25 protein-coding genes and 1 tRNA gene are annotated in these 26,433 nt (G+C 60.7%); 14 read left to right on the forward strand and 12 right to left on the reverse strand.

Features of this window, described 5'->3' with window-relative positions; all coding sequences use genetic code 11:
* The first annotated feature begins 248 nt into the window (after nt 1-248).
* The 5 genes from WG78_RS20140 to WG78_RS20160 all read left to right on the forward strand — a co-directional run bounded on the left by WG78_RS20140 (nt 249) and on the right by WG78_RS20160 (nt 6,327).
* Nucleotides 249-1,520: an ABC transporter substrate-binding protein gene (locus WG78_RS20140; protein WP_053939644.1), complete on the forward strand. Its 1,272-nt coding sequence runs from the start codon at nt 249-251 to the stop codon at nt 1,518-1,520.
* Nucleotides 1,521-1,523: 3 nt separating this feature from the next.
* Entirely contained in the window at nt 1,524-2,441 is a 918-nt protein-coding gene (locus WG78_RS20145; RefSeq protein WP_053939645.1) for a carbohydrate ABC transporter permease, read from the forward strand.
* Nucleotide 2,442: 1 nt separating this feature from the next.
* On the forward strand, nt 2,443-3,294 hold the full coding sequence (locus WG78_RS20150; RefSeq protein ID WP_053939790.1) for a carbohydrate ABC transporter permease: 852 nt from the start codon (nt 2,443-2,445) through the stop codon (nt 3,292-3,294).
* 283 nt (nt 3,295-3,577) lie between these two features.
* The gene (locus WG78_RS20155) at nt 3,578-5,209 is read left to right on the forward strand and encodes an alpha-glucosidase family protein (protein WP_053939646.1); all 1,632 of its coding nucleotides are present in this window, start codon (nt 3,578-3,580) and stop codon (nt 5,207-5,209) included.
* Nucleotides 5,206-6,327, forward strand: a complete 1,122-nt coding sequence (locus WG78_RS20160; RefSeq protein ID WP_053939647.1) for an ABC transporter ATP-binding protein — start codon at nt 5,206-5,208, stop codon at nt 6,325-6,327. Before WG78_RS20155 ends, WG78_RS20160 begins: the two co-directional genes overlap by 4 nt.
* A gap of 161 nt (nt 6,328-6,488) precedes the next feature.
* Here the strand turns inward: WG78_RS20160 and WG78_RS20165 are convergent, their stop codons facing one another.
* Nucleotides 6,489-7,382 (reverse strand): YihY/virulence factor BrkB family protein, encoded by an 894-nt coding sequence (locus WG78_RS20165; RefSeq protein WP_053939648.1) that lies wholly within the window; start codon nt 7,380-7,382, stop codon nt 6,489-6,491.
* A gap of 157 nt (nt 7,383-7,539) precedes the next feature.
* Nucleotides 7,540-9,171 carry a methyl-accepting chemotaxis protein gene (locus WG78_RS20170; RefSeq protein ID WP_053939649.1) on the reverse strand — a complete coding sequence of 544 codons (1,632 nt, stop codon included), beginning with the start codon at nt 9,169-9,171 and terminating at the stop codon, nt 7,540-7,542.
* A 363-nt stretch (nt 9,172-9,534) separates the two neighbouring features.
* Between WG78_RS20170 and WG78_RS20175 the strand changes: the two genes are divergently transcribed.
* The 4 genes from WG78_RS20175 to WG78_RS20190 all read left to right on the forward strand — a co-directional run bounded on the left by WG78_RS20175 (nt 9,535) and on the right by WG78_RS20190 (nt 13,217).
* A complete protein-coding gene (locus WG78_RS20175) occupies nt 9,535-10,863 on the forward strand; it encodes an MFS transporter (protein WP_161805170.1) in 1,329 nt (442 codons plus the stop codon).
* Nucleotides 10,864-11,046: 183 nt separating this feature from the next.
* Entirely contained in the window at nt 11,047-11,508 is a 462-nt protein-coding gene (locus WG78_RS20180) for a hypothetical protein (protein WP_053939651.1), read from the forward strand.
* Between the two features lie 245 nt (nt 11,509-11,753).
* Nucleotides 11,754-12,422, forward strand: a complete 669-nt coding sequence (locus tag WG78_RS20185; protein WP_053939652.1) for an O-methyltransferase — start codon at nt 11,754-11,756, stop codon at nt 12,420-12,422.
* 222 nt (nt 12,423-12,644) lie between these two features.
* Nucleotides 12,645-13,217, forward strand: a complete 573-nt coding sequence (locus tag WG78_RS20190) for a hypothetical protein (protein WP_053939653.1) — start codon at nt 12,645-12,647, stop codon at nt 13,215-13,217.
* A 75-nt stretch (nt 13,218-13,292) separates the two neighbouring features.
* Here WG78_RS20190 and WG78_RS20195 read toward each other — a convergent pair whose 3' ends face one another.
* From WG78_RS20195 to WG78_RS20240, 10 genes are all read right to left on the reverse strand, one after another.
* On the reverse strand, nt 13,293-13,958 hold the full coding sequence (locus WG78_RS20195; RefSeq protein ID WP_053939654.1) for a DUF1345 domain-containing protein: 666 nt from the start codon (nt 13,956-13,958) through the stop codon (nt 13,293-13,295).
* 13 nt (nt 13,959-13,971) lie between these two features.
* Nucleotides 13,972-14,739 carry a trans-aconitate 2-methyltransferase gene (gene tam, locus WG78_RS20200; protein WP_053939655.1) on the reverse strand — a complete coding sequence of 256 codons (768 nt, stop codon included), beginning with the start codon at nt 14,737-14,739 and terminating at the stop codon, nt 13,972-13,974.
* A gap of 98 nt (nt 14,740-14,837) precedes the next feature.
* A complete protein-coding gene (locus WG78_RS20205) occupies nt 14,838-15,167 on the reverse strand; it encodes a hypothetical protein (protein ID WP_152969327.1) in 330 nt (109 codons plus the stop codon).
* A gap of 139 nt (nt 15,168-15,306) precedes the next feature.
* Nucleotides 15,307-15,382 (reverse strand) — tRNA-Met (locus tag WG78_RS20210).
* A 71-nt stretch (nt 15,383-15,453) separates the two neighbouring features.
* The gene (locus WG78_RS20215; protein ID WP_053939657.1) at nt 15,454-16,497 is read right to left on the reverse strand and encodes a peptide ABC transporter ATP-binding protein; all 1,044 of its coding nucleotides are present in this window, start codon (nt 16,495-16,497) and stop codon (nt 15,454-15,456) included.
* On the reverse strand, nt 16,490-17,473 hold the full coding sequence (locus WG78_RS20220) for an oligopeptide/dipeptide ABC transporter ATP-binding protein (RefSeq protein ID WP_053939658.1): 984 nt from the start codon (nt 17,471-17,473) through the stop codon (nt 16,490-16,492). Before WG78_RS20220 ends, WG78_RS20215 begins: the two co-directional genes overlap by 8 nt.
* The gene (locus WG78_RS20225; RefSeq protein ID WP_053939659.1) at nt 17,473-18,378 is read right to left on the reverse strand and encodes an ABC transporter permease subunit; all 906 of its coding nucleotides are present in this window, start codon (nt 18,376-18,378) and stop codon (nt 17,473-17,475) included. The genes WG78_RS20220 and WG78_RS20225 overlap by 1 nt, the downstream gene beginning before the upstream one ends.
* Nucleotides 18,379-18,380: 2 nt before the next feature.
* The gene (locus tag WG78_RS20230; RefSeq protein ID WP_053939791.1) at nt 18,381-19,391 is read right to left on the reverse strand and encodes an ABC transporter permease subunit; all 1,011 of its coding nucleotides are present in this window, start codon (nt 19,389-19,391) and stop codon (nt 18,381-18,383) included.
* A 150-nt stretch (nt 19,392-19,541) separates the two neighbouring features.
* On the reverse strand, nt 19,542-21,137 hold the full coding sequence (locus tag WG78_RS20235) for an ABC transporter substrate-binding protein (RefSeq protein ID WP_053939660.1): 1,596 nt from the start codon (nt 21,135-21,137) through the stop codon (nt 19,542-19,544).
* 469 nt (nt 21,138-21,606) lie between these two features.
* Nucleotides 21,607-22,374 (reverse strand): DUF2189 domain-containing protein, encoded by a 768-nt coding sequence (locus tag WG78_RS20240; protein ID WP_053939661.1) that lies wholly within the window; start codon nt 22,372-22,374, stop codon nt 21,607-21,609.
* A 357-nt stretch (nt 22,375-22,731) separates the two neighbouring features.
* Between WG78_RS20240 and coxB the strand changes: the two genes are divergently transcribed.
* Genes coxB through WG78_RS20260 form a run of 5 tightly spaced genes read left to right on the forward strand, consistent with a single transcriptional unit; the run spans nt 22,732 to nt 26,409 of the window.
* Nucleotides 22,732-23,841 (forward strand): cytochrome c oxidase subunit II, encoded by a 1,110-nt coding sequence (coxB, locus tag WG78_RS20245; RefSeq protein ID WP_083459466.1) that lies wholly within the window; start codon nt 22,732-22,734, stop codon nt 23,839-23,841.
* Between the two features lie 15 nt (nt 23,842-23,856).
* Nucleotides 23,857-25,560 carry a cytochrome c oxidase subunit I gene (gene ctaD, locus WG78_RS20250; RefSeq protein ID WP_083459468.1) on the forward strand — a complete coding sequence of 568 codons (1,704 nt, stop codon included), beginning with the start codon at nt 23,857-23,859 and terminating at the stop codon, nt 25,558-25,560.
* On the forward strand, nt 25,557-25,652 hold the full coding sequence (locus WG78_RS23205; protein ID WP_236692088.1) for a cytochrome oxidase small assembly protein: 96 nt from the start codon (nt 25,557-25,559) through the stop codon (nt 25,650-25,652). Before ctaD ends, WG78_RS23205 begins: the two co-directional genes overlap by 4 nt.
* 2 nt (nt 25,653-25,654) lie before the next feature.
* The gene (locus tag WG78_RS20255) at nt 25,655-26,230 is read left to right on the forward strand and encodes a cytochrome c oxidase assembly protein (RefSeq protein WP_053939662.1); all 576 of its coding nucleotides are present in this window, start codon (nt 25,655-25,657) and stop codon (nt 26,228-26,230) included.
* A complete protein-coding gene (locus WG78_RS20260) occupies nt 26,227-26,409 on the forward strand; it encodes a DUF2970 domain-containing protein (RefSeq protein WP_053939663.1) in 183 nt (60 codons plus the stop codon). Before WG78_RS20255 ends, WG78_RS20260 begins: the two co-directional genes overlap by 4 nt.
* The last annotated feature ends 24 nt before the right edge of the window (nt 26,410-26,433 follow it).

Consider the following 26,433-nt stretch of genomic DNA (forward strand, 5'->3'; position numbering starts at 1 on the left):
GGCGCAACGGGGCGCCCCCCGGTTTCAAAACATGCGCCGCAGGCTCAAGCGTTTAAAGGTTTAACACCACACAGCGGAATCCCCCCAAAGCGCGCCAAAACATCCGCCCCCAATCATCCCCACCCCATGTTTCAATTGTTAACACACCCATCCCCCCACGAAATCCGCCATTAACATTCCACGCCTCCAATACGACTCACAGTGCGGGCCACACCCGCACATCCTTCCCCCATTGAGGAGTCGTGAAGATGCGCAAATCCACCACCACCACGTTGCTGGCGCTCGCCCTGGGCCTCGCTGGCATGAACGCTCATGCCGCGTTGGTCCGCATTGCGTGCGGCGCTACCGGGCAAGAGCTTGAGTTGTGCAAGCAGTCCGCCGATGAATGGGCCAAAAAGACCGGCAATGAAGTGCAGGTGGTGTCCACGCCCAATGATTCGAATGAACGCCTGGCGCTGTATCAGCAGATTCTGGGCAGCGGTTCCGACAAGGTGGATGTGCTGCAGATCGATGTGGTCTGGAGCGGCTTGCTGGCCAGCCATCTGATCGATCTGAAGCCGTATTCCAAAGGCGTGGAGAAAGATCACTTCCCCAGCATCATCGCCAACAACACGGTGGGCGGAAAGCTGGTGGGCATCCCGTGGTTTACCGATGCCGGCCTGTTGTACTACCGCAAGGATCTGCTGGAAAAGTACAACCTGAAGCCGCCGCAAACGTGGGATGACCTGGCCACCGACGCCAAGAAAGTGCAGGACGGTGAGCGCGCGGCAGGCAATGACAAGATGTGGGGTTTTGTCTTCCAGGGCCGCGCCTATGAAGGCCTGACCTGCGATGCGCTGGAATGGATTACCAGCTACAAGGGTGGAGCGATCGTCGAGCGTGACGGCAAGGTGTCGATCAACAATCCGGGCGCGATCAAGGCGATCGATACCATCGCCAAATGGATGGGCAATATCGTGCCCAAAGCCGCGTTGAATTACGGCGAGGAAGAAGCGCGCGGGGTATTCCAGTCCGGCAATGCGGTGTTCATGCGTAACTGGCCGTATGCCTGGGCGCTGGCGCAGAAGGATGAGAGCCCGGTGAAAGGCAAGGTCGGCATCATGGCCCTGCCCAAGGGCGGCGCGGACGGGCGCAATGCGGCCACGCTAGGCGGCTGGCAGCTAGCCGTGTCGAAGTACAGCAAAAACGCCAAGGCGGCGGCCGATCTGGCGATGTATCTCACCTCGCAGCCGGTGCAGAAAATGCGGGCGATTTCGGGCGCGTATAACCCGACCTTGCCGGCTTTGTACAAAGACCCGGATGTGCTGAAAGCCAATCCGTTTATGGGCGATTTGTACACCACGTTTACCAGCGCGGTGCCGCGTCCTTCCACCGTGACGGCCAGCAAGTACAACCAGGTCAGCAACCAGTTCTGGAACGCCACGCACGATGTGCTAAGCGGCAATGGCGATGCGGCGGCAGCGTACAAGCAGCTGGAGCAATCGCTGAAGCGTCTGGCCCCGTCCGGCACCTGGAAATAAGCGATGAGCACCGCCAGAGAACCGGTTTCGGTGATCGGGAAGCAGCGGCGGCGCCAGGCCTGGTGGCTGGTGTTGCCGACGCTGCTGGTGCTGGCCGCCACGGCGGGCTGGCCGTTGGCGCGCACGATCTGGTTCAGCCTGACTGACGCGCAGCTGCAAGACCTGAGCGCGCGCCAGTTTGTCGGGCTGGCCAATTACATTGGCGAAGGCGGCATTCTGCGTGATGGCGAATGGTGGCATGCGGTGGGCAACACGCTGCTGTTTTCGGTTAGCACGGTGTTTCTGGAAACGCTGATCGGGCTGGGCGTGGCGCTGTTGCTCAACACGCCCTCGCGCGTGCAAGGCTTGCTGCGCGCGGCGGTGCTGGTGCCGTGGGCGATCCCGACGGTGGTGTCGGCCAAGATGTGGTCGTGGATGCTGCATGACCAGTTCGGCATCATCAACGCCATTCTGGTGGGGCTGCATCTGGTTGATCGTGGCCTGGCGTTTACCGCCGATCCGCATCTGGCTTTTCCCACCATCATCATGGTCGACGTCTGGAAAACCACGCCGTTTATGGCGCTGCTGATATTGGCGGCGCTGCAGATGGTGCCCGGCGATTGCTACGAAGCCGCGCGCGTGGATGGCGTGCCGCGCTGGCGGGTGTTCCGCTACATCACGCTACCTTTGATCATGCCGGGCATTCTGGTGGCGATGATCTTCCGGTCGCTGGATGCGCTGCGGGTGTTCGACGTGATCTATGTGATGACCTCCAACAGCCACGTCACCAAGAGCATGTCGGTGTACGTGCGCGAACAACTGATCGATTTCCAGCAGGTGGGTTATGGCTCGGCGGCGGCGACCTTGTTGTTTTTCATCATCGCGCTGTGCACCACGCTGTATATGGGCCTGACCCGGCCCCGACTTGATGCGGACCGCTGACATGCATGATCACGATACCGGTATCCCTAAAAATCCATGGTCGGTGTTTGGCTATTACGTAGCGGTGGTGGCGGTGCTGATCTTTGCGCTGTTTCCGTTTTTTTATGCGATCAGCTCGTCGCTAAAGAAAGGCCAGGCGCTGTTTACCACCTCGTTATGGCCAGCGCATCCGTCGCTGGATAACTACATCGCCGTGTTCAAAGAGCAGCCGTTCGGCGCCAATTTGCTTAATTCGGTGATTGTGGCGACGGCGGTGGTGGCGTTTTCGCTGGGGCTGTCTTTGCTATCGGCCTATGCGCTGGGGCGGGTCAGCTTTAGAGGCCGCGGCACGCTGATGCTGTGCATTCTTAGCGTGTCGATGTTTCCGCAAGTGGCGTTGTTGTCCGGGTTGTTTGAGCTGATCCGCTTTCTGGGCCTGTACGACCATCTGGGCGCACTGATGCTGTCCGATCTGATTTTTACGCTGCCGTTTACGGTGTGGGTGCTGGTGACGTTTATCCGCGATCTGCCCAAAGAGCTGGAAGAAGCGGCGGTGATGGATGGGGTGGGGCTGTTTACGCTGATCTTCAAAATCTTTATGCCGCTGCTGTGGCCGGCGATGGTGGCGACGTCGTTGCTGGCGTTTATCGCGGCGTGGAATGAGTTTTTGTTTGCGCTGACGTTTACCTTGTCCTCAGACGAACGCACGGTGCCGGTGGCGATTGCGCTGATCTCGGGCGCCAGCAGCTTTGAGCTGCCTTGGGGCAACTTGATGGCCGCGTCGGTGATTGTGACGGTGCCGCTGATCTTGCTGGTGCTGGCGTTCCAACGCTACATCGTGTCCGGGCTGACCGCTGGCGCGGTCAAGGGCTAACGCCCCGCGCATAGGGTGGGTCTGGACCCACCACCCAAAGCCATCAAAAAGCACGCCGAAGCGAACCGGGATATGGCATTGAATGGTGGGTCCGGGCCCACCGCCCAAAGCCATCAATCAATACGCTGCCTTTTGCATGCTTGCGTGCCACTTTGATTGGTGGGTCATGACCCACCCTATGCGACAAACGTCCCGCGGTGCTTTTTGCTGGCCGAGTTACGCACGCGGCATTGAATGGTGGGTCTCGACGGGGACGCCGAGTCCCACCCAACAGGAGCAGTAAATGGCGACATTGTGGTGGCAAGGCGCGTTGATTTATCAGATCTACCCGCGCAGTTATCAAGACAGCAACGGCGATGGCATTGGCGATCTGCCTGGCATTACGCAGCGGCTGCCGTACGTGGCCAGCCTGGGCGTGCAAGCCATCTGGATTTCACCATTCTTTACCAGCCCGATGCTCGATTTTGGTTACGACGTGGCCGATTACTGCGATGTCGACCCGATGTTTGGCACGCTGTCCGACTTCGAGGCGCTGACCGCCCGCGCGCATGAACTGGGCCTGAAGGTGATTATCGATCTGGTGCTCAGCCACACCAGCGAAATCCACCCATGGTTTATCGAAAGCCGCGCCAGCCGCGATAACGCGCGCGCCAACTGGTATGTGTGGGCCGAATGCAAACCCGATGGCACGCCGCCCAATAACTGGCTATCGGTATTCGGCGGCCCGGCCTGGCAATGGGATACGCGGCGTGAGCAGTATTACCTGCACAATTTTCTGGTGGGCCAGCCCGATCTCAATTTTCGCGAGCCGCAAGTGCAGGACGAAATGCTGCGCGTAGCGCGCTTCTGGCTGGATCGCGGCGTGGACGGTTTCCGCCTTGATGCCGTCAATTTCTACACGCACGACGACCAGCTGCGCGACAACCCGCCGATGCCGCCGGGCCGTTATGCCGTGTCGGTGCAACGCAATAATCCGTATTCGCGCCAACGCCATCTGTACGACAAAAGCCGCCCCGAGAACCTGGATTTTCTGCATCGATTGCGCGGCGTGATGGACCAGTATCCGGGCTCGGTCACCATCGGCGAGCTGGGTGATGATGACCAGTATCTGACCTTGGCGCAGTACACCAAGGGCCAGGATTATCTGCATATGGCCTATGTATTTGCGCTGCTGACGGCCGATTGCAACGCGCAGCATGTACACGATGTGATCGCGGAATATCTGCGCGATGCGCCGCTGTCGCAGGTGTGCTGGTCGCTGAGCAACCATGACTTCAAACGTGTGGTGACGCGGTGGGCAGCCCTTGGCGGCACGCCATTGCAGCGCGCGCATTTGCTGATCGGCTTGTTGCTGAGCCTGCCCGGCGCGGTGTGCGTGTACCAAGGCGAAGAACTGGGCCTGCAAGAGGCCGATGTGCCGTTCGAACACATCCAGGACCCGTACGGCAAAGCGATGTGGCCCGAATTTAAAGGCCGCGACGGCTGCCGCACGCCGATGCCGTGGACCAACACCGTCGATGTCGGCTTCAGCAGCGCCACGCCGTGGCTGCCGGTGGGTGAAGGCCATGCCGCGCTGGCGGTCAGCGAGCAAGAAGCCGATGCCGAATCGGTGCTGGCGCATTTCCGCCGCTTTACCGCATGGCGTAACGCCAATCCGTCGTTGCAGATTGGCGATATCACGCTGTTGCCCACGCAAGGCGAAGTGGCTTTGTTCTTGCGCCGCAGCCCGCAGCAAACCTTGCTGTGCGCGTTTAATTTGTCCGATCAAGTGGCGCGTGTGGCCTTGCCCAAGGCCGAGGGCCGGCAAAGCCTGGAAGGCCACGGTTTTACCGCGCGCGTGGACGGTTATGAGCTGGTCTTGCCGCCGTTGCAGGCGGGTTATGTGCATCTGCACGGTTATGGAGAAGAGGCATGAGTCAGGTTGAACTGGTCGGCATCAACAAGCGCTTTGGCGAAACCACGGTGATCGCGGACGTCAATCTGACCATCGCGCCCGGCGAATTCTGCGTGTTTATCGGGCCGTCGGGCTGCGGCAAATCCACGCTGCTGCGCATTATTGCCGGGCTGGAAGCGCCGTCGTCGGGCGAGCTGCGCATCGATGGCGTGCGCGTTAACGAGATGGAACCGGCCAAACGCGATATCGCCATGGTGTTCCAGAGTTATGCGCTGTATCCGCATATGACGGTGTTCGAGAATATGGCGTTTGGCTTGCGCCATCTGCATTTGCCCAAAGGCGAGATCGACCAGCGCATCGAGGTGGCGGCGCAGGCGCTTAACCTGGCGACCATGCTGCAACGCAAGCCGATTGCGTTGTCGGGCGGGCAACGCCAGCGCGTGGCCATCGGTCGCGCCATCGTGCGCAAGCCCAAGGTGTTTTTGTTTGATGAGCCGCTGTCGAATCTGGATGCGGCCTTGCGCGTTAAAACGCGGGTGGAGATCGCCAAACTGCATCGCTCACTCGATGGCGTCAGCATGGTTTATGTGACGCACGACCAGGTGGAAGCGATGACGCTGGCCGACAAGATCGTGCTGCTGCGGCCGCTGGCGGGTAACCCGGATTTGCCCAGCGTGGCGCAGGTAGGGCATCCGCTGGAGCTGTACCACCATCCGGCCAATCGTTTTGTGGCGGCGTTTATAGGCTCGCCGTCGATGAATTTTATCGAGGGCGCGATCAGCGAAGTGACGGCGCACGACGTGACGGTAAATGTGGCGGGGCAGACGCTGGCAGCGGCGGTGGAGGGGCAGGGCTTGCAGGTGGGGGCCAAGGCTACGTTGGGCATCCGGCCCGAACACGTGCTGGTGGGCAAGGCGGGGCTGACGGGCACGGTGGCGCACATGGAGCATCTGGGCGAGCACGCTTATGTGCATCTGGACACCGCGCTATCGCCGCAGCCGCTGATTGCCAAGACGCAACTGGATGCGCTGAAGCTGGGCGAGCGCGTGCAGTTCTCACTGCCCGCCACCGCGATGCATCTGTTCGACGCCAACGGCCAGGCCATGCGGCGACAACAGCAAGAACCACTCGCCGCATAAGGCATAGGGTGGGTCGAGACCCACCATTCAAAGTGGCATGCCCAGATCGATGCTCGTGGACATGGCTTTGAAGGCTAGACCCACTACTCCAAGTGGCATGCCAGGATCGCTGTTGGTGGGTATGCCTTTGAAGGGTGGGTCTCGACCCACCCTATGCGATCTCAAGAATGGTGGCCGGCGGGTTCGTTCAGCGGGCGGACCAGTTCGGCGTGGGGGCTGGGCTTGATTGATTCGCCGCGCACGGTGGCGACGGCGAAGGTCAGCTCGGCGCCCAGCAGCAGGATCAGCCCGGCGTAATACACCCACACCAGCAGCACCATCAGACTACCGGCCGCGCCGTAGGCGTTGCCCACCGAGCTATGGTCCAGGTACATGCCAATGGCCATCTTGCCCAACGTAAACAGCACCGAGGTCAGCAACGCGCCGGCCAGCGTGTCGTGCCACGTGATGATGGCGTCAGGCAAGACTTTGAAAATGGTGGCGAAGACGGCGGTAAACACCACCAGCGAAATCACCGCTTCCAGCGTGTGCCACACCACCGGTTCGTGCGGTACCAGGATGGCGATGGCCGCGCTGGCGGTAAACGACACGATCAGCAAAAACGCCAGCGACAGCAGCAAGCCAAACGCATGCAGGCGCGAGCGCAGCCACGTCATCACCGCGCCATTGGGCTTGGGCTGCAGGCCCCAGATGCGGTTGATGGACGTCTGCAATTCGGTAAACACCCCGGAGGCGGACACCAGCGTGATCACGATACTGACGATGCCGGCGATGTTGCCAAAGCCAGGCGCTTTTTGCGCATTGTCGATCACGGCTTTGACCGCATCGGACGCCTTGGGGCCCAGCAGATCATTCAGGCCGGCCACCAGATCGCTTTGATAATTGAGATTCAGCGACGCGCAAATCCAGATCATCAGCACCAGCAGCGGCGCAAACGACAAGGCGGAGTAATACGCCAGCGCGGCGGCGCGGGTGGTTAGCTCGTCATTGCTGACGCCGGAAATGACGCGTTTGATTACCGCGCCGAGAAAGCGAAAGGTGACTCGGGTGCTCATGATGGCGCTCGTCTGGCTGGGGGTACGCTGCCAGTATCGGTGAGCGGCGTCACACCCGCTGCAAGCCAGCCGCGACACTGGCTGTAGGCAGGTTTCCCGTTGCGGCGTGGCGGATGGCCGGGGTTGTGCCAGACAACGCGGTGCGCCAGGCCGTCGCTTACAGGCGGAAGTGCGTCAGTTGCCCATCCAGCCCGCGCGCCAGTTGGCGCAAATCGCCCACGGCTTTGTTGGCCTCCACCGCACCACGGCCGTTTTCTTCCGACATATTGGCGATGCGCTCCACGCTGCGCGCCACATCGGTGGCCACGGTCGATTGTTCGGTCAGCGAGGCCGAAATATCCTGGATAACGCTGATCATGCGTTCCGATTCGCTGCGGATGCGCTGGATGGCGGTGCCGGCCTCGGTGGCGATGGCGGCGCTTTGTTCGATCTCGCGCACCTCGTCGGCCATATGGCCTACCGCCTCGCGCGTGCCGGCTTCGATGCGCTGGGTCATCTCGCGGATTTCATTGGTGGCGGCGGCGGTGCGTTCGGCCAGTTTGCGCACCTCATCGGCCACCACAGCAAAGCCGCGGCCTTGCTCGCCCGCGCGGGCGGATTCAATGGCGGCGTTGAGCGCCAACAGATTGGTCTGATCGGCAATCTCGCGGATGGTGGCGACGATGCCCGAGATGCGGCCCGCTTCGTGGCCCAGTTGTTCCACGCTGTGCGCCACGGTGCGCGAATTGACCGCCATCGCGGTGACGCCGCTGACGGTGCGCTCGATGATGCCCGCCGATTCTTGCGACACGCGGCCCGCCTCTTGCGACACGTCCAGCGCCTCGCGTGCGCTGACCGCCACGTGGTTGATGCTGACCGTCAGTTGTTCCACCGCCGCCGCCATCGAAGATGCCGACGCGCCTTGTTGCTGCACGCTGGTCTCCACGCCTTCCGAAATCGTGCCGATCTTGTCGGCGCTGACGCGTAGATCGCCCGACGCTTGTTTAACCGCCTGCAACATATCGCCCAGCGTGTGTTGCATGGTGGCCAGCGCGCCCAGCAACTTGCCGATTTCGTCGTTGCCGTCGGCGCTGATGCGGTTGGTAAAGTCACCTGCCGCCGTGGCCTGCGCCACGCGCACCGCACGCGCCAGCCGCGTGGAAATATGCCGCCCCAGCCATGTGGCAATGCCGAGGCCCAAGACCACGGCCACCATGCCGCCGCCCACCAGATTGATGACGGCCCAGCGATTGGTGCGTTCGGAATCGGCCTGGCGCGCCACCAGCAAATCGGCTTCGTCCTTGGCGATTTCATCAAGCGTTTTGCGGATATCGGCCATCAGCTGAAACGCATTGCCATTGGCGACGCGATCAACCACGTCGTTCATGGTTTTGGTGCCGGCGATAACGCCACGGCGCACTTCGATGTTGGGGCCCACGCCCTGGTCTTCGTAGGTGCGGTATTGCTGCTCCAGCGTTTGCAGACGCTGCTGCTGGCGCGCGTTGTCGGAGGTCAGTTCGCGGATGCGCGCCAGCGACGCGGCAAAGGTCTTGCGGCCCTCCAGCGCGGGCTGCAGAAAATTGTCCTTGCCCGACAACATATAACCGCGCACGCCGCTCTGGATGTTAAGCAGCGAGGCATACAGCTTGTCGCTTTCGACGATCACCTGATAGCTGTGCTCAGTCCATTCCTGGCTTTGTTTGGCCGCGCGCGTGCTGTACAGCGACGAGGCAAATACCAGCACCATGATGACGATGACGGCGGTAAAGCCTGCATACAGTTTCTGGCCGATGGACAGGTTGGCAAACATGGGGGGTATTCCTTTTTTATGTGCGGGCACAACACGGCAACCAGCCAGAGCCGTTCCTTTCGGAGTGCATGATCCGGTTTAGCATCGGGCAACTGTGCCGGTGGGGCGGATGGATACCGCGCATCAGCCACTGACATGCAAATCGGACAAAACCCGACGGCTAACCGCTTGGTCAGATTGTTGTGCGCAATTGCTTTGCCAATGAAGGTTGCCGCACGCAAGCGGATGTGGCCGTGCGGCGACAGCGGGTTTGCGCGTCTGGGCTGCTGCGATAACCTGTTGGCCTGTTGCACCCTTCTTGATGCCGCCGCCCCGGCTTATCGCCCGCCCGCGGCCCGCCGCCTTCGCCCCGGAGTTGTTCTGATGTTTGACCCGTTACGCCACTCGCTTGCGCGGGTAGGACCGTCTTTTCGCCATTTGTTGAGCTGCGATGGCTTGACGCAGCTGACCGTGATGATCGGCCAGCTGGCGCTGCCGTGGTGGATCATCCACGCGGGCAACACGGCCGATCTGGCCACCTATGGCGTGGTGCTGGCGGCGGTGGTGCTAATCGGCATGCCGCTGCTGTCGCCGCTGGGGGACCGCTTTGCCAAACGCAATCTGATCTGTGGCGCGATGGGTTGGTACGCGGTGCATGCGGCGGCATTGGCGTGGCTGGCAGGACGTTCGCAATATCATGGCGGCTGGTTGCTGGCGCTGGCGGCGTCGCAGGAACTGGCCTTCTGTTTGTATATGCCCGCCGCCAGCAGCATCGCGGCCGAGCTGGTCAGTTCCGCCGATCTGCCGCTGGCGCTTAATCTGCAAAAGGGCGCGGAATCGGCGGGGCGTTTACTGGGCCCGGCGCTGGCCGGGATTACGCTGGCGGCGTGGGGCACGGCGGCTACCTTGTGGATCCATGCGGCCTTGCTGGTGGCGGCGATGTTGCTGGCGCTGAAAATCCCCACCGGGCAACGCGCGCGCGACCATGTGCGGAACGGCTGGTGGCCCGAACTGAAGGCCGGCATGGCACCCGCCTGGCGTGTGCCGGTCGAACGCGGCTGGCTGCTGGTGAACACCGTATCGTGGCTGTTCATGTATCCGGCGATCAGCATGCTGGTGCCGGTCAAAGTCAAAGCGCTGGGGCTATCCAGTGTGTGGCTGGGTACCTGCGAGGCCGCGGTGTCGGTGGGCATGTTGCTGGGCACGTTGGGGCTGAGCCAACGCATCGTTAATCGCGTGGGCCGCTTTTATGCTCGCGTGGGCGGTGGCGTGTCGATGGGCCTGACGCTGGCCGTGGTGGGTTTTACTGCGCACCCGTATGTAATGACGCTGGCGTTCTTTTTAACCGGCCTGGGCTCGTCGGTGACCACGCTGGTGGGCCTGACTCATCGCACCCTGGCGCGGCCGCCCGCGTTTAGAGGGCGCATGTCATCCGCCGGTTTTGCCATCACGCAGGTGGCGTCCACGCTTGGCCCGGCGCTGGCGGGCGTGGCCTTGCTGCATTGGGCGATTACGCCGGTGTATGTGGTGTTTGGCCTGCTGACCGCCGTGACCAGCAGTTGGCTGGCGTGGGTGCCGGGCTTTCGGCACATGATGCAGCTGAACCATATCGAAGTGGATAACTGGTACGGCCGCAACTGGCCGCATGTATTCGCCGCGGCTGACCCGATGCCGGCGGCGCAACGCGATGAGCATCCCACCCCACCCCGCTGACAACGGCGGAAAGCGCTTTGCAACGCACGTGTTTCAATCCGGATGACACGTATCAGTGTGGTGTACAGCTTGTAACGTGGCGCGCACACACGCTCACAACGCGCTGGTGATCAGCATGACAGTATGCGTCTCACGGCAACACCCGCTTGCCCTGTACCTGACAACGCTACGAGGAACACTGTCATGAAATCTTTGATCGCTATCGCTACCGCCGTCGGTGTTCTGTTCGCAGCACCGGCTTTTGCTGCCGACGCTTCTGCCGCTGCCAGCGCCCCGGTTGCTCATCACCACGTGAAGAAGCACCACGCTGCCAAGACCACCACCGCTGCGTCTGACGCTCAGAAAGCACAAGCCAAGAAGCACAAGGCTTCGGCTGCATCGGCTGCCCAAAAAGCGCAAGCCAAAAAGCACAAGGCTTCGGCTGCATCGGCTGCCCAAAAGGCTCAAGCCAAGAAGCACAAGGCTTCGGCTGCATCGGCTGCACAGAAGGCACAAGCCAAGAAGCACAAGGCTTCGGCTGCATCGGCTGCACAAAAGGCTCAAGCTAAAAAGCATCACAAGGCATCGGCTGCTTCCGCAGCACAAAAAGCCCAAGCCAAGCATCATCATCACCACGCTCACAAGCACGTTCATCACAAGGCCTAAGTCTTGCGCTGACGCGGTTGTTAAAAGGGCCTCCCACTGGGAGGCCTTTTTTATTGTGCCGCGCCGAGAGACGGATGCGCTTGAGCGTCGTATATCGACGCTTGAACCGGTAAAGCGCCCGTACAGCGCGCTCAGGCCGTTGCCATGCTGTTGCGATCCCCGATTTGCTGATCTGTGCCTCGGCAATACACGCGGCGCTGTCTATGCTGGCAGGGCCGCTCTCGGCCGCTACCGGATCAGCCTGTATGAACCAGATGCAATGGACTCACCTCGATCAGTGGTTTTCGCAACTCCTGGCGCCCGAAGACGACGCGCTGAGGCAAGTGCTGGCGCAAAGCCATGCCGCTGGCTTGCCCGACATTAACGTCACCGCCAACCAGGGCAAATTGCTGCACATTCTGGCGCGCATCAGCGGTGCGCGGCGGATTCTGGAAGTGGGCACGTTGGGCGGTTACAGCACCATCTGGCTGGCGCGTGCTTTGCCCGCCGATGGGCAACTGGTGTCGCTGGAACTGAATCCCGACTACGCCAAGCTGGCGCGACAACATCTGGCCGCCGCGGGCGTGGCCGACCGCGCCACGGTGCTGGAAGGCCCGGCCACGCAAACGCTAGCCCAACTGATCAAAGACCAGACTGCGCCGTTTGATCTGATCTTTATCGATGCCAACAAGGATGACAATCCGGCCTATCTAGCGTTGTCGCAGCAGCTGGCGCGCGTGGGCACGGTCATCATTGGCGACAACGTGGTGCGCCAGGGTCGCGTGCTCGACGCCAGCAACGCCGACCCCGGCGTAGCGGGCATGCGCACCTTTCTGCAGCAACTGGCCGCGCCCAACCTCACCAGCACCGCCATCCAGACCGTGGGCAGCAAGGGGTGGGACGGGTTTTCGATTTCGATTGTGGAAAGCGCCTGACGCCCGTCAGGGCCGGGCGGTGCCAAGGGCGGCGCAACACGCTGCAACCCGCGCCGCACAAGGCTTTGCGCCACGTCGTTAAGTGGTTCCATCTATCGGGGATGGCTGGGTCTTGCTGCTGGACGGTGGCATCGCCACTCTGGCCGCATCGGTCGCTCGCGCTGCGGGTGGCCACCTGCCATTACCCCGATCGATAACGACCAGAAAACGACGAGGCTTATCTTGAAAACCTGCATCGCCCTGCTGTTCTGTGGCGTGCTGGGCAGCGCCTTTGCGGCTGACCCGGCTCCTGCCAGTCTGATGTCCAACACGCCTGCCGCCACCGCGCCCACCAACGGGTTCTGGGTGCAGGGCAGTCTGCACAAATGGGCCGTGCCGGCCGCTAGCCATTTCGCCACCGTGGAAGACATTGCCGCGCCGCCGCTGGCGCTGGAAGACATCGGCGAATATCAAACCTGGCTGGAACGGCTGCCTCCGCGCGCTTTCGCCGTGAATGGCAAGACCGGGTTTGGTATTGGCTACGGCGCCAAGGCGATGAAGACGGCGCTGGATAATTGCGAGGCCGTGTCGCACAGCAAATGCTGGTTGTATGCGGTGGATGATCAGGTGGTGTATGCCGCCAACGAAGCGCAACGCATCGGCCTGGGCCAGGCGGGGCTGCCCGATTCGAAACTGAACGCAGTGACCGCCAGCGCGGAACCGGTGAGCGCGCCCGCTGCGCCAGTCAAAGTGGCTACGCCCGCCAAGGCTTCGCGTAGCAAAACGCCGTCGGAGGCCCCCGCTGGCGGAGCGTGAGGCGCGCAAGAGCGCAACGATCAAAGAAAGCCACCGGCAAGGGTGGCTTTTTTTATGCGTGCGTCCAGGTTTGGGTTACGACAGCAAGCTGGCCCCGACGTTGATCGATAAACCCAGAATGCTGAGGTTGAACAGAAACGCCAGAATCTCATGCGCGATCACCACGCGGCGTAAGCGCGTGCTGCTGATGGCGATATCCGCCGTTTGCGAGGCCACCGAAATCGTGATCGCAAAATACAGAAAATCCCAATACTTGGGCTCGGCGATCTTGTCAGGAAACACCAGATGACGCTGTGGCGCTTCGCCGTCGCCGCCGTAATACATATGCGCATAGTGATTGGTAAACGACGTGGCGATCAGCAGCCATGATCCCGCCAGCGTAGCGCCCGTGAGCGCCAGATGCAGCACGCGCGCCATGCCGGTTAAATCTTTCACACCAGAGAGTTCGAGCATTATGGCGATCAGGCTGGCGGCCGAGCCCAGGCTCAGGATGGTCAGCACGGTGGCGGCGCTTTCATCCTGTAGTTTGGCCACGCGACGGATGCGCTCGGGGTCGGCTTGCAGCATATGAAACCACTGCACGGCCAGATACAGCCAACTGGTGACATTCCAGCCGCATAGCACGCTGGTGAGCGTGTCCTGATTGATTGCGAAATCAAGCAGCGCATAGGTGATCACACCCGCCGCCACCGCCACCAGCAAACGCGGTCGCGCATGAAAATAATGATGCAGTCTGGCCATGGGTACTCAAAGGTTAAATACGTTGCGCCACGATAAACAGGCGCGGAAACGGCAGCAGGACGCTGCCATCGGCCAAGGCAGGATACGCTTGGGCGATGGCCGCCAGATAGCGCGCCAGGTAAACCGATTGCTCGTCCGGCGTTAACGGCGCCAGAAACGGGCGCAAGCCGGTGCTTTTAAACCAGTCGACAATCGCAGCGGGGCCGCCCGGCAAGACGTGGTAATAGGTGGTGCGCCAGATTTCGACGTTGCGGCAAGACGGGCGCAATAGCGCGTGATAAAAGCGTGCGTCGTGGCGCGGACGCTGTTGTACGTCGGCAATGCGATCAGCCCATGGGCCCGCGGCGGCCACTTCGCGCATTAAAACGTGCGCGGGCTCATCAAGATTGTCGGGGGTCTGGATGGCCAGCACGCCGCCGGGCTGGAGCTGCTGCAGCAACCGTGGATAGAGCGTGGCATGGTCGGGCAGCCATTGCAGCGAGGCGTTGGCGAGGATGACATCCACCGGCTCGGGGGCGCGCCAGTCGGCGATATCGGCCAGTGCAAATTGCGCGTGGGGCAGGCGCTGGCGCGCGGCGAGCAACATATCGTCCGAGCTATCAATGCCGAGGATTTGCGCGGCGGGAAAGCGATCGGCCAAAACCTCGGTGGAATTGGCCGGGCCGCAACCCAGATCGACCGCGCGGTTCACTTCGATCTGCGGGATGGCCGCCACCAGATCGCGCACGGGGCGGGTACGTTCTGCTTCAAAGGCGCTGTATTGCCGGGCGGACCAGGTCATCGTGCATCCTTATGCATTAACAATGCGGGCACCGTTAAGAACGGTTGCAGGATCAGTATGGATGACGTGGCGTTGGGGCGGGGAGGCTGCGGCAGGCGTTACTGGCTGAACGAGGCTTGCAGCAACATCGCCAGCCCGAAGGCTATCAGCGGCGCGGCCATCGCCACCAGTTCAACGCGCCGCCAGCGTGCGCGCGGCTTGGGCTCGCGGCGCAGGCTCCAGCCGTTAAGCATGAGTGCGGTGAGGGAGCCAATGATGCAGATCAGCGCACTGAGCATGAAGGCGCCCAGCGCACCCAGGCCGCAAGCGCGGACAGGTTCGCCGCTGGGGGCATGCAGCGGCGCAGCGGCCACCCAGTACAACAGGCTTTGCAGCACGATGGCGGTGATCACAACGATTCTGGATGTGCGGCGCAATGCGAAAGCCATTTCGCCTTCCCCATGCAATTAAATTAGCCGCGATTATCGCGGACATTGCTTGTTCGACACAGAGCAAAAAGTCAGTCCGCAAATGGCATACAGCAAAACAAAAAGCCCAACTCAATGAGCTGGGCTTTTTGTCTGGTATTGGTTGCGGGAACAGGACTCGAACCTGTGACCTTCGGGTTATGAGCCCGACGAGCTGCCAACTGCTCCATCCCGCGACAGAGAAAGGCGAGTATGTCAGAGATATTTCCCCTTGGCAAGCCTTTCGTGCATTTCTTTTCAAGTGTGCTCAGTTTTTGGGCACGTTGGTGGCGGTGATGGAGCCAGACAGAATCTCTTCCACGCGATGGCAGCTCACCAGACGCCCCGCAATCGGGCGTAGTTCGGGCACCACTGCCCTGCAATGGTCATTGGCGTACGGGCAGCGCGTATGAAACGTGCAGCCGCTGGGTGGGTTGATCGGCGAGGGCAGTTCGCCTTGCAGACGGTTACGCGTTTTGCGGTTTTCGGCGCGGATGGCCGGCGTGGCCTGCATCAGTGCGCGCGTGTACGGATGCAGTGGCTGCTCAAAGATGGCCTGGCGCGTGCCGTATTCAACGGCGGAACCGAAATACATCACCATCACATCGTCGGCCACGTGTTCGACCACCGACAAGTTGTGGCTGATAAACACATACGCTGTGCCAAATTCCTGCTGCAAATCCATAAACAGGTTAAGGATCTGCGCCTGGATTGAGACATCCAGCGCGGACGTTGGCTCATCGGCCACCAGCACTTCCGGGTTCAGCATCATCGCGCGCGCCACGGCGATGCGCTGGCGCTGCCCGCCGGAGAACATATGCGGATAGCGGTGGTAGTGCTCGGGCCGCAAACCGACGCGGGTCATCATCTCGCGCACGCGTTGTTCGCGCTGTTGCGCGGTCAGGTCGGTATTGAGCAGCAGCGGTTCTTCCAGCTGGGTGCCCACCTTTTTGCGTGGATTAAGCGAGGCGTACGGGTTCTGGAACACCATCTGTACTTTCGGCCGCAGCTTTTTGCGTTCAGACGCATTGGCCGTGGCGACTTCGGTGCCATCGATATTGAGTGAGCCGCCGCTGGGCGTTTCCACCATGGTCAGTTGGCGCGCCAGCGTGGATTTGCCACAGCCCGATTCGCCCACCACCGCCAGCGTGCGTTGCGGCGCCAGCTCAAAACTCACATTGTTCAGCGCCTTGACCGTGGCATGGCCGCGCAAAAAGCCGCGCGATACCGCGTAATACTTGCTGAGTTCGCGCGCGATCAGGATCGGGCGCACCGTTTCAGCCGGGGATTGGGGAGTCAGCGTTTCAGACATGGGTAGGGCGTCCTGCATCGTCCAGCGCATAAAAGCAGCGCGCGACGGCTGCGCCAGCTGGATAAAGATCGGGATGTTCGGTGCGGCAGCGGTCTTGCACATACGGGCAACGCGGCGACAGCAGGCAGCCGCTGGGGCGGTCGTACTGGCCTGGCACCACGCCCGGCAGCGTATGCAGGCGCTCGGCGCCTTTGCTGTGTTCCGGGATGCTGGCCAGCAAGGCCTGGGTATACGGATGGCGCGGGCGATCAAAGATTTCAGTCACCGGGCTCTTTTCCACCACTTCGCCCGCGTACATCACCACCACGTGCTGGGCCACTTCGGCCACCACGGCCAGATCATGGGTGATCAGGATCAGGCCCATGCCCTGGCTTTTCTGCAGATTAAGCAGCAGCTCCATAATCTGCTGCTGCACGGTCACGTCGAGCGCCGTGGTTGGCTCATCGGCAATCAGCAGTTTGGGATTACAGGCGATGGCAATCGCAATCATCACGCGCTGGCTCATGCCGCCGGACAACTGGTGCGGATAGGCATTCAGCCGCGATTTTGCGTCGGGGATTTCGACCAGTTCCAGCAGTTCCAGCGCGCGTTGTTTCAGCGCATCGCCACGCAATGGCGTGTGTTGGCGCAGCGTTTCGATCAGCTGGAAACCCACGGTGTACGCCGGGTTAAGGCTGGTGAGCGCGTCCTGGAAAATCATCGAGATATCGCGCCCGACGATTTGCCGCTTTTGCGCGGGCTTCATGTTCAGCAGCGGTTTGCCGTCAAAGTTGAGCGCATCGGCGGTGACCCGGCCGGGGGCGTCGATCAGGCCCATCAGCGCCAGCATGGTCACGCTTTTGCCCGAACCCGATTCGCCGACCACACCGACGATATCGCCGGCATCCACCGACAAATCGACATTGGAGACGGCGCGGAACGGATGTGCGGCGCTGCCGAATTCAACCGACAGCTTGTTGATTTCGAGTAATGCCATTACGCCAGCCTTTTCAGTTTGGGGTCGAGCGCATCGCGCAGACCGTCGCCCATCAGGTTGAGCGCCAGTACGGTAATCAGAATGGTGATGCCAGGCATGGTCACCACCCACCAGGCGCGCTCGATATAGTCACGTGCGGCCGCCAGCATGGTGCCCCATTCCGGCAACGGCGGTTGCACGCCCAAGCCCAGAAAGCCCAAAGCTGCGGTATCGAGAATCGCCGACGAGAAACCGAGCGTGGCTTGCACGATCAGCGGGGCCAGGCAGTTGGGCAGCACGGTGTTGAACATCAGCCGCAACTTGCCCGCGCCCGAGAGCTGCGCGGCAATCACATAGTCTTTGTGCAGTTCGGTCATTGCCGCTGCGCGCGCCAGCCGCACGTACGAGGGCAAGCCCACCACGGCCAGTGCCAGCATGGTGTTCTGCAAACCGGGGCCCAGCACGGCCACAATCGCAATTGCCAGCAGCAACGATGGCAGCGCCAGCATGATGTCCATCAAACGCATGATGGTGGTGCCCAGCCAGCCCGGATAAAACGCGGCCAGCAAGCCCAGCACAATGCCGGGAATCAGCGACACGATCACCGAGATCAGGCCGATGGTGAGCGACAGTCGCGCGCCATTCATCAAGCGCGACAGGATATCGCGGCCCAGTTCATCGGTGCCCAGCACAAAGCGCGCGTGGCCATCGGCCAGCCAGGACGGCGGCGTCAGCATGAAGTCGCGGAATTGTTCGCTGGACGAATGCGGCGCAATCCATGGCGCCAGGATTGCGGCGGCGGCCAGCAATACCAGATAAACCAGCGCAATCAGCGCGCCTTTGTTGGCGCTGTATGCGGACCAGAATTCGCGCAGCGGCGTGGGGTGTCCGAGGTCAGTCGCCACGGTTTTAATGATTTCGGCCATGCTTACCTCGCGTGGCGGATGCGCGGATTGATCACCCCATAAAGGATGTCGACCAGCAGGTTTACAAGAATGATCAGCGTGGCAATCAACAGTATGCCGCCCTGCACGACGGGGTAATCACGCGCGCCAATGGCGTTGATCAGCCATGAGCCCACACCCGGCCACGAGAAGATGCTTTCGGTCAGCACTGCGCCCGCCAGCAGCGTGCCCACTTGCAGGCCAATCACCGTCACCACCGGCATCAGCGCATTGCGCAGTGCGTGGATCAGCACGATGCGCGCCATCGACAAACCTTTGGCGCGCGCAGTACGGATATAGTCTTCGCGCAACACTTCCAGCATGGCCGAGCGCGTCATGCGCGCGATCACCGCCATCGGAATGGTGCCCAGCACAATCGACGGCAATATCAGATGCATCACCACCGATTTGAACGCATCCATGTCATGCGCCAGCAGGCTATCCACCAACAGCAGGCCGGTGACGGGCTGGATGTCGTACAGCAGATCGATGCGGCCCGAAACCGGCGTCCAGCCCAGCTTGACCGAAAACAGCATGATCAGCATCAGGCCCCACCAGAAAATCGGCATCGAATAACCAGTCAGCGCAATGCCCATTACGCCGTGGTCGGCCACTTTGCCGCGGCGCATGGCGGCAATCATGCCGGCGGCCAGGCCGACGGGCACCGCAAACAACATGGCACAGAAAGACAGCTCGACGGTGGCGGGGAATAAGGCCAGAAACTCTTGCATCACCGGCACTTGCGAGCGCACCGACAGGCCCAGATTGCCGTGCAGCGCGTTCACCAGGTAATGCCAGTACTGCAGATACAGCGGCTGATCCAGACCCAGGTTGTGCATCGCCAGCTTGTAGAACTCAGGGTCGATGTGGCGCTCGCCCATCATTACAAGAATGGGGTCGCCCGGGATCATATGGATCAGTGAGAACGACAGCAGCGTAATCCCCAAAAAGGTAGGGATGACCACGCCGATGCGTCGTAATAGAAAGCGGATCATGAGACGGATGGGCTCCGGAATAACAAACAACAAATTGGCGGCAACAGCGCGCCAGGTCGAACTGCAAGCGGCAAAAGCAGCGCCGCCCACATAGACAAAGCCGGCCAGGCAACGCGTACCCGGCCGGCTTGATGTACTGCTACAGACCGCTTACTTCAGGCTCACGCCGTAGAACGAGTTCAGACCAAACGGGCTGATCTTGAAGCCATCCACTTCTTTGCGCATCGGCTGGTAAACCGTGGAATGCGCCACCGGGCTAAACGGCAGTTGCTGCGCGAAGATGGTTTGCGCTTGCTCGTACAGCTTGGTGCGATCGGCCTGGCTGGTCAGCGTGCGTGCTTTCACGATCAGATCGTCAAAGCCCTTGTCGCACCACTTGGCGTAGTTGTTGCCTTCCACGGCGGCGCAGCTCAGCAGCGCGCCCAGCCAGTTATCCGGATCACCGTTGTCGCCGGTCCAGCCAATCAGCATCGCGTCGTCTTCGCCAGCGCGTGCACGCTTGATGTACTCGCCCCATTCAAAGGTGACGATTTTGGCTTTCACGCCGATCTTGCTCCAGTCGTTCTGGATCATCTCGGCCATCAGCTTGGCGTTGGGGTTGTAGGGGCGCGAAACCGGCATGGCCCACAGCGTAATTTCAAAGCCATTGGGCAAACCGGCCTTGGCCAGCATGGCCTTGGCTTTGGCGACGTCGTAGCTGTTGGTCTTCAGCGACTTGTTATACGACCACTGGGTGGGCGGCATCGGGTTGGTGGCCAGCTGGCCAGCGCCCTGGTACACGGCATCGATAATGGCTTTTTTGTTGACGGCCAGATCGAGCGCCTGGCGCACTTCCACCTTGTCCAGCGGCTTGTGCGTCACGTTGTACGAGATATAACCCTCGTTAAAGCCGGCCTGGCTCGGTACCTTCAGCGCCGGGTTGGCGGCCATGGCTTTCAGATCGGCCGGGCGCGGTTGCGCCATGATCTGGCACTCGCCCTTTTGCAGTTTCTGATAACGCACCGACGGGTCGGTGGTGATCGCAAAAATCAGCTTGTCGATCTTCACTTCGCCTTTACGCCAGTAATCCGGATTGGCGCTGTAGCGGATTACGCTGTCTTTCTGATACGCGTTAAACACAAACGGGCCGGTGCCGATCGGTTGCGTATTGATCTGGTCGGCCTTGTTGGCTTTCAGCAGTTGGTCTGCGTATTCCGCCGACACCACCGACGAGAACGACATCGCCAGGTTTTGCAGGAAGGCCGCATCCACCGATTTCAACGTCATCTTGACGGTGTAGGCATCCACCTTCTCGATTTTGGTGATGTTGGTATCCAGGCCCATATCCGACGCATACGGATAGGTGGCGTTGGTGGCTTTGTTAAACGGCAGGTCTTTGTTGGTAAAGCGCGAGAACGTAAACACGACGTCATCGGCATTGAAGTCACGGCTGGGCTTGAAGTACGGCGTGGTGTGGAACTTGACGCCTTTGCGCAGCGTAAAGGTATAGGTCAGGCCATCGCTGCTGACATCCCATTTTTCGGCCAGGCCAGCGCGGATTTGCGTGGAACCAGGAGCGAATTCAACCAGGCGGTTGTAGATGGTTTCGGCCGAGGCATCAAAGTCGGTGCCGGTGACGAAACGGGCTGCGTCAAAGCCGGACGGACTGGCTTCGGAGCAGAAGATCAGCGTTTTGCCTGCGGCCATTGCGCCGCCTGCGGAGAAAGCCAGCGCCAGTGCCAGCGCCAAACCTGCCTTGCTCTTCATCCCTGTTCACTCCATGTCTGTTTATCTGTAAATAGCGATCAACTGTTCCTTGTGGGAACGTCTGGGCGCAATTCTTGGTGCAGGTTCCAGCCAGCGTTATCGGGGAAAACCCGTATTCCTGGGCGGAAACATGACGGCGTGATTAAAGCACGTGCCGTGCCAGAGCATGTTTTTTTGTCCGGCCAGGTTTGATCAAGCGCAATGGTTGCAAAAGCAAGTACGCGTAACGCGCACGACTACATCGGCAACAAAAAAGGCCAGGCGCTATGCCTGACCTTTCTTGAGATGCGGTGCAAGTTGCTGTCCCGTTGCCATCGGTTGAGTCATCACCCACCATCCAGAGCCAGCAAGAAGTTCGCATCTGGCGTTTTTTGCCTATGGCTTTGAGGGGTGGGTCATGACCCACCCTATGGATCGGGCACCGGTTCAGCCATGGCGCGCATTACCCGCGCTTTGCATGCATATCGTTCTAGTGCACCAGTTCTTTATATGCAATCCACGTGGCGTGGCCCAGCAGCGGGAACAGCACAATCAGCCCCAGCAAGCCGGTGGCAAAGCCGATTGCGGTTAGCGCCACAATGATGGCCGCCCACACGATCATGGCTGGCAGGTTTTCCATCACCACGCGCAGGCTGGTCATCATCGCGGTCACCACATCCACTTCGCGATCAGCCAGCATCGGAATCGACACCGCCGTCAGCGCAAAAGTCAGACAGGCCAGCACAAAGCCGCCAAAGATCCACGCTGCGGTAAACATCCAGTATTCGCCCAGCAAGGCCGTCCAGAAGAAATGCAGGTTGACCGCTTCGCCGCCATAAAACAGTGCAAACAGAATGCACGATACGCGTTCCCAGCCGATGGCCACCGACCCCAGCACCACGCCCATAAACGCAATCTGGCCCAGGTTTTTCAGCAGATCGTGCAACGATTGGGCAAATGAAGTGGGCCGACCTTCCTGGCGTTCGCTGGTCAATTCATAGATACCGGCCGCGCCCAACGGGGCCAGCAACATAAAGCCGGTGATGCTGGTGGAGGTCAGATACGTGTAGTTGGAAGCCACCGCCAACACAAGCCAGCCCGCAATGGCAATCAAAAGCCCATAGCCCAGACTGGGTAGCGGATGCTGGCGGAAGTCTTGCCAGCCTAGTTTTAGCCATTCGAGCGGCCGGGATGCGCTTACCTTGTCGGTTTGAGGCAAAGTGAAGTGATCATCGAGACCGTGCATGTGCAAGTCCATGATTTATCTCCTTAAATGCGGGTACCACTTGCAGTGGCTGACTTAAGGTTTATCCGCCGCGCCCAAAAACGAAACACGCATCAGATGAGCGGTGCAGCAAAACGGTGCATGTGTTCTCACAACTGCAACAGTTGCTTGCAATTACGTCAGCGTTTGCTAGAAATTGAGTAGCCCGTATAGCCGGCACTACATAAAAAGCCGGTACCGATAAGCTGAATCTGGAGACCTACCCGCTAGCGCAGTCACGATCACGCAACCTGCCTGTGTTTAAACAACAGACAGCATCGCGTGTGCGCGCTAACGGTATGAGCGGCACAGACCAGCAGGCCGGGTATAAACAGCCACTGGAGGTTTCTGATGCAGCTCAGGCGACTTTGCGCCATGGCGGCGGCCTGTACGCCGTCGTTTGCCCTTGCTGAAAGCCCGTACACGTTCCAGACCCCGCAATCGCCTATCGCCAGCCATATCAACGACCTGCACACGTGGATCATGCTGATCATCGTGGTGGTGTTTGTGGTGGTGTTTGGCCTGATGTTCTATTCCATCTTCAAACATCGCCGCAGCGTGGGGCATCAGGCGCGGCATTTTCATGAAAACACCGCCGTCGAAGTGGCCTGGACCATCATCCCGGCGCTGATCCTGGCGGTGATGGCGTTTCCCGCCGCCCGACTGGTGCTGGCGCAAAAGAACACCACCAACGCCGACATCACCATCAAGGCCACCGGCTACCAATGGCTGTGGGGCTACGACTATATGGATTACGGCTTTGGCTACAAAAGCCGGCTGGCCACCCCGCGCGCGCAGATCGAAAACTACAAGGACGGCGCGCCGCCCAAAAGCCCGTTGTATTTGCTGGAAGTGGACGAACCGCTGGTGGTGCCCGTGGGCAAGCGCGTGCGGATACTGACCACCGCCAATGACGTCATCCACAGCTGGTATGTGCCAGCGCTGGGCGTCAAACAAGATGCCATTCCCGGGTTTATCCGCGATACCTGGTTTACCGCCGAACACATCGGCACCTATCGCGGCCAGTGCACCGAATTGTGCGGGCGCGACCACGGCTATATGCCGATTGTGGTCAAGGTGGTCAGCGATGCCGATTTCAAAACCTGGGTGACCGCGCAGCAAGCCAAGGCCAAAGCCGCGCAGGACGACCCCAACAAGAAATGGACCAAAGACGAACTGCTGGCGCGCGGCAAGCAAGTGTTTGAAAGCAACTGCGCGGCTTGCCACAAAGTGGATGGCAAGGGCGGCGGGCCGTTCCCGGCGCTGGCGGGCAGCAAAATTGCCACCGGCCCCAAAGAAGGCCACATCCATATCGTGCTGACCGGCAAAAACGCGATGCCGTCGTGGGCCGGCTTGTCGGATGTCGAGGTGGCTTCGGTCATCACTTATGAACGCAACAGCTTTGGCAATCACACCGGCGACTTCGTGCTGCCGGCGGAAGTCAAAGCGGCTCGCAAGTAACCGGGGGATAGCGATATGACCACCACCACCGACGCACTGAACCCGGCGCACCCGATCGACCACGGCCATGGCGCGGACCATGGTCACGGCGGGCACGACGCACACGACCACCATCACGCCCCGGCCGGTTGGCGGCGCTGGGTGTACGCCACCAACCACAAAGATATCGGCACGATGTATCTGTGGTTTGCTTTCAGCATGTTCTTGCTGGGCGGCACCTTTGCGCTGGGCATCCGGGCTGAATTGTTCAGCCCCGGCATGCAGTTCTGGCAGCCCGAATTCTTTAACCAGCTGACCACGCTGCACGGCGTGATCATGGTGTTCGGCGCCATCATGCCGGCGTTTACCGGGCTGATGAACTGGATGATCCCGCTCATGATCGGCGCGCCGGATATGGCGTTTGCGCGCATGAACAACTGGAGCTTCTGGCTGCTGCCGCCCGCGGCCATGCTGCTGATCATCTCGCTGTTTGTGCCCGGTGGCGGCCCCGGCGCGGGCTGGACCTTCTACCCGCCCTTGTCCGTGCAGTTAGGCGCAGGCATGGATTTCGGCATTTTCGCCATCCACCTGATGGGCCTGTCGTCGATCATGGGCTCGATCAATATCGTCACCACCATCCTGAATATGCGCGCACCGGGCATGACCTTACTGAAGATGCCGATGTTTGCCTGGACGTCGCTGGTGACTGCGTATTTGCTGATTGCCGTCGCCCCGGTGCTGGCCGGTGCAGTCACGATGCTGCTCACTGATCGCCACTTTGGCACGCACTTTTTTAATGCCGCAGGCGGGGGCGATCCCATCCTGTTCCAGCACGTGTTCTGGTTCTTCGGCCACCCCGAGGTCTACATCATGGCGCTGCCCGCGTTTGGCGTGGTTAGCCAGATCCTGCCCACCTTCAGCCGCAAGCCGCTGTTTGGTTATGTGTCGATGGTGTACGCGGTCTGCGCCATCGCCATCCTCAGCTTTATGGTGTGGGGCCATCACATGTTTGCGGTGGGCTTTCCGGCCACGGCGCAGCTGTTTTATATGTTTATGACCATGCTGATTGCCGTGCCCACCGGCGTGAAGGTGTTCAACTGGATTTCCACCATGTGGCAGGGCTCGATGACGTTTGAGACGCCCATGCTGTTTGCCATCGGCTTTTTGTGTCTGTTTACCATTGGTGGGATGTCGGGCCTGGTGTTGTCGCTGGCCCCGGTCGATATCCAGCTGCATGGCACCTATTACGTGGTGGCGCATTTCCATTACGTGCTGGTGGCGGGTGCGTTGTTCAGCCTGTTTGGCGCTACCTATTACTGGCTGCCCAAGTGGACCGGCAATATGTATAGCGAACGCATGGGCAAGCTGCATTTCTGGTGGTCGATGATCGCCTTCAATATCACTTTCTTTCCGATGCATTTTCTCGGCCTCGCGGGCATGCCACGGCGCATTCCCGATTACGCGCTGCAGTTCACCACCTTTAACGAAGTGGCCAGCGTGGGCGCGTTTCTGTTCGGCTTTGCGCAAATCCTGTTTCTGTACAACGTGATCCACACCATCCGCGGTGGCGTCGGCCCGTCGCCGCAACGGCCGTGGGATGGCGCGACCACGCTGGAATGGGACGTCGCCTGCCCCGCGCCGCATCACACCTGGACCGAACCGCCTTCGCTGGCGCTGGTGCGCGAGGGTCTGATTGCGCAGGGCCTGGAAGAATCCACCCATGTGGAGGAACTGAAGTGAGCAAGAATTTCCGCACCGCGCTGATCATGGCCAGCATCGCGCTGATGTTCTTTATCGGCATCGTGCTGCGGCATTGGCTGTTTGGTAACTAGCCATGACCAGCCTGGCGCTGCAACGACAACAAGGAAACCGCCGCACCGCGCGCCGCTTGCTGCTGGCGGTGCTGGCGATGTTGGGGTTCAGCTTTGCCATGGTGCCGTTCTACAACGTGTTCTGCCGCGTGATGGGCATCCAGCAAGACCGCACCGCCGTGGCCGATGCGCCGGTGGCGGGTTGGCAGCAGCAGGTATTGTTCGATAGCAATGTGGCGGCGGGCGTGCCGATGCAGATTCGCGCGCTGGACGCCCGGCGCGAAGGCCACGCTGGCGGCCTGATGAAAGCGCGTTTCGAGCTGCGCAACCTGGCGGACACGCCGTTGGGCGTACGGGCAGTGCCGAGTTATGCGCCGTTGTCCGCAGTGCGCTATGTCGAAAAGGTGCAGTGCTTTTGTTTTGATGCCATCCACCTGGCGCCGCGCGAAGTGCGCGAGGTGACGGTGGTGCTGGTGTTCAAGTCCGATCTGCCGGCCACGCTGGGGCCCATCACCTTGTCGTATACGGTGTTTGGTCTGGATGGCGGCAAGCAGCAGACCACAGCGACCGCGCAATCCATCGCGAAGGCCGCAACATGATTGCAGCATTCAAGGCCGTGTTGGCCGCGTTTTTTGGGGTGCGGGGGCGAAAGAGCGCGGAAGCGCAAAAAGTGAAGCCGGGTCAGATCATCTTCGCCGCATTTTTTTGCGCGTTGGTGCTGGCACTGGCTGTGGCAGGGCTGGTGCACGTGTTGGTGAGCAGCCAGGGCAGCCACTGATCAAACCGCGGGTTTGCGCAGTGG

The sequence above is a fragment of the Amantichitinum ursilacus genome, from assembly GCF_001294205.1.
Lineage (GTDB): Bacteria > Pseudomonadota > Gammaproteobacteria > Burkholderiales > Chitinibacteraceae > Amantichitinum > Amantichitinum ursilacus.

Excerpts from the sequence above, each read along its gene's own strand:
- WG78_RS20180 (WP_053939651.1), top strand. The coding sequence starts at position 11,047 with ATGAAATCTTTGATCGCTATCGCTACCGCCGTCGGTGTTCTGTTCGCA.
- WG78_RS20225 (WP_053939659.1), bottom strand. The coding sequence starts at position 18,378 with ATGGCCGAAATCATTAAAACCGTGGCGACTGACCTCGGACACCCCACG.
- WG78_RS20145 (WP_053939645.1), top strand. The coding sequence starts at position 1,524 with ATGAGCACCGCCAGAGAACCGGTTTCGGTGATCGGGAAGCAGCGGCGG.
- WG78_RS20185 (WP_053939652.1), top strand. The coding sequence starts at position 11,754 with ATGAACCAGATGCAATGGACTCACCTCGATCAGTGGTTTTCGCAACTC.
- WG78_RS20230 (WP_053939791.1), bottom strand. The coding sequence starts at position 19,391 with ATGATCCGCTTTCTATTACGACGCATCGGCGTGGTCATCCCTACCTTT.
- WG78_RS20215 (WP_053939657.1), bottom strand. The coding sequence starts at position 16,497 with ATGTCTGAAACGCTGACTCCCCAATCCCCGGCTGAAACGGTGCGCCCG.
- ctaD (WP_083459468.1), top strand. The coding sequence starts at position 23,857 with ATGACCACCACCACCGACGCACTGAACCCGGCGCACCCGATCGACCAC.
- coxB (WP_083459466.1), top strand. The coding sequence starts at position 22,732 with ATGCAGCTCAGGCGACTTTGCGCCATGGCGGCGGCCTGTACGCCGTCG.
- WG78_RS20195 (WP_053939654.1), bottom strand. The coding sequence starts at position 13,958 with ATGGCCAGACTGCATCATTATTTTCATGCGCGACCGCGTTTGCTGGTG.
- WG78_RS20205 (WP_152969327.1), bottom strand. The coding sequence starts at position 15,167 with ATGGCTTTCGCATTGCGCCGCACATCCAGAATCGTTGTGATCACCGCC.
- WG78_RS20155 (WP_053939646.1), top strand. The coding sequence starts at position 3,578 with ATGGCGACATTGTGGTGGCAAGGCGCGTTGATTTATCAGATCTACCCG.
- WG78_RS20140 (WP_053939644.1), top strand. The coding sequence starts at position 249 with ATGCGCAAATCCACCACCACCACGTTGCTGGCGCTCGCCCTGGGCCTC.
- WG78_RS20150 (WP_053939790.1), top strand. The coding sequence starts at position 2,443 with ATGCATGATCACGATACCGGTATCCCTAAAAATCCATGGTCGGTGTTT.
- WG78_RS20235 (WP_053939660.1), bottom strand. The coding sequence starts at position 21,137 with ATGAAGAGCAAGGCAGGTTTGGCGCTGGCACTGGCGCTGGCTTTCTCC.
- WG78_RS20175 (WP_161805170.1), top strand. The coding sequence starts at position 9,535 with ATGTTTGACCCGTTACGCCACTCGCTTGCGCGGGTAGGACCGTCTTTT.
- WG78_RS20260 (WP_053939663.1), top strand. The coding sequence starts at position 26,227 with ATGATTGCAGCATTCAAGGCCGTGTTGGCCGCGTTTTTTGGGGTGCGG.
- WG78_RS20160 (WP_053939647.1), top strand. The coding sequence starts at position 5,206 with ATGAGTCAGGTTGAACTGGTCGGCATCAACAAGCGCTTTGGCGAAACC.
- WG78_RS20170 (WP_053939649.1), bottom strand. The coding sequence starts at position 9,171 with ATGTTTGCCAACCTGTCCATCGGCCAGAAACTGTATGCAGGCTTTACC.
- tam (WP_053939655.1), bottom strand. The coding sequence starts at position 14,739 with ATGACCTGGTCCGCCCGGCAATACAGCGCCTTTGAAGCAGAACGTACC.
- WG78_RS20220 (WP_053939658.1), bottom strand. The coding sequence starts at position 17,473 with ATGGCATTACTCGAAATCAACAAGCTGTCGGTTGAATTCGGCAGCGCC.
- WG78_RS20255 (WP_053939662.1), top strand. The coding sequence starts at position 25,655 with ATGACCAGCCTGGCGCTGCAACGACAACAAGGAAACCGCCGCACCGCG.
- WG78_RS20240 (WP_053939661.1), bottom strand. The coding sequence starts at position 22,374 with ATGGACTTGCACATGCACGGTCTCGATGATCACTTCACTTTGCCTCAA.
- WG78_RS20165 (WP_053939648.1), bottom strand. The coding sequence starts at position 7,382 with ATGAGCACCCGAGTCACCTTTCGCTTTCTCGGCGCGGTAATCAAACGC.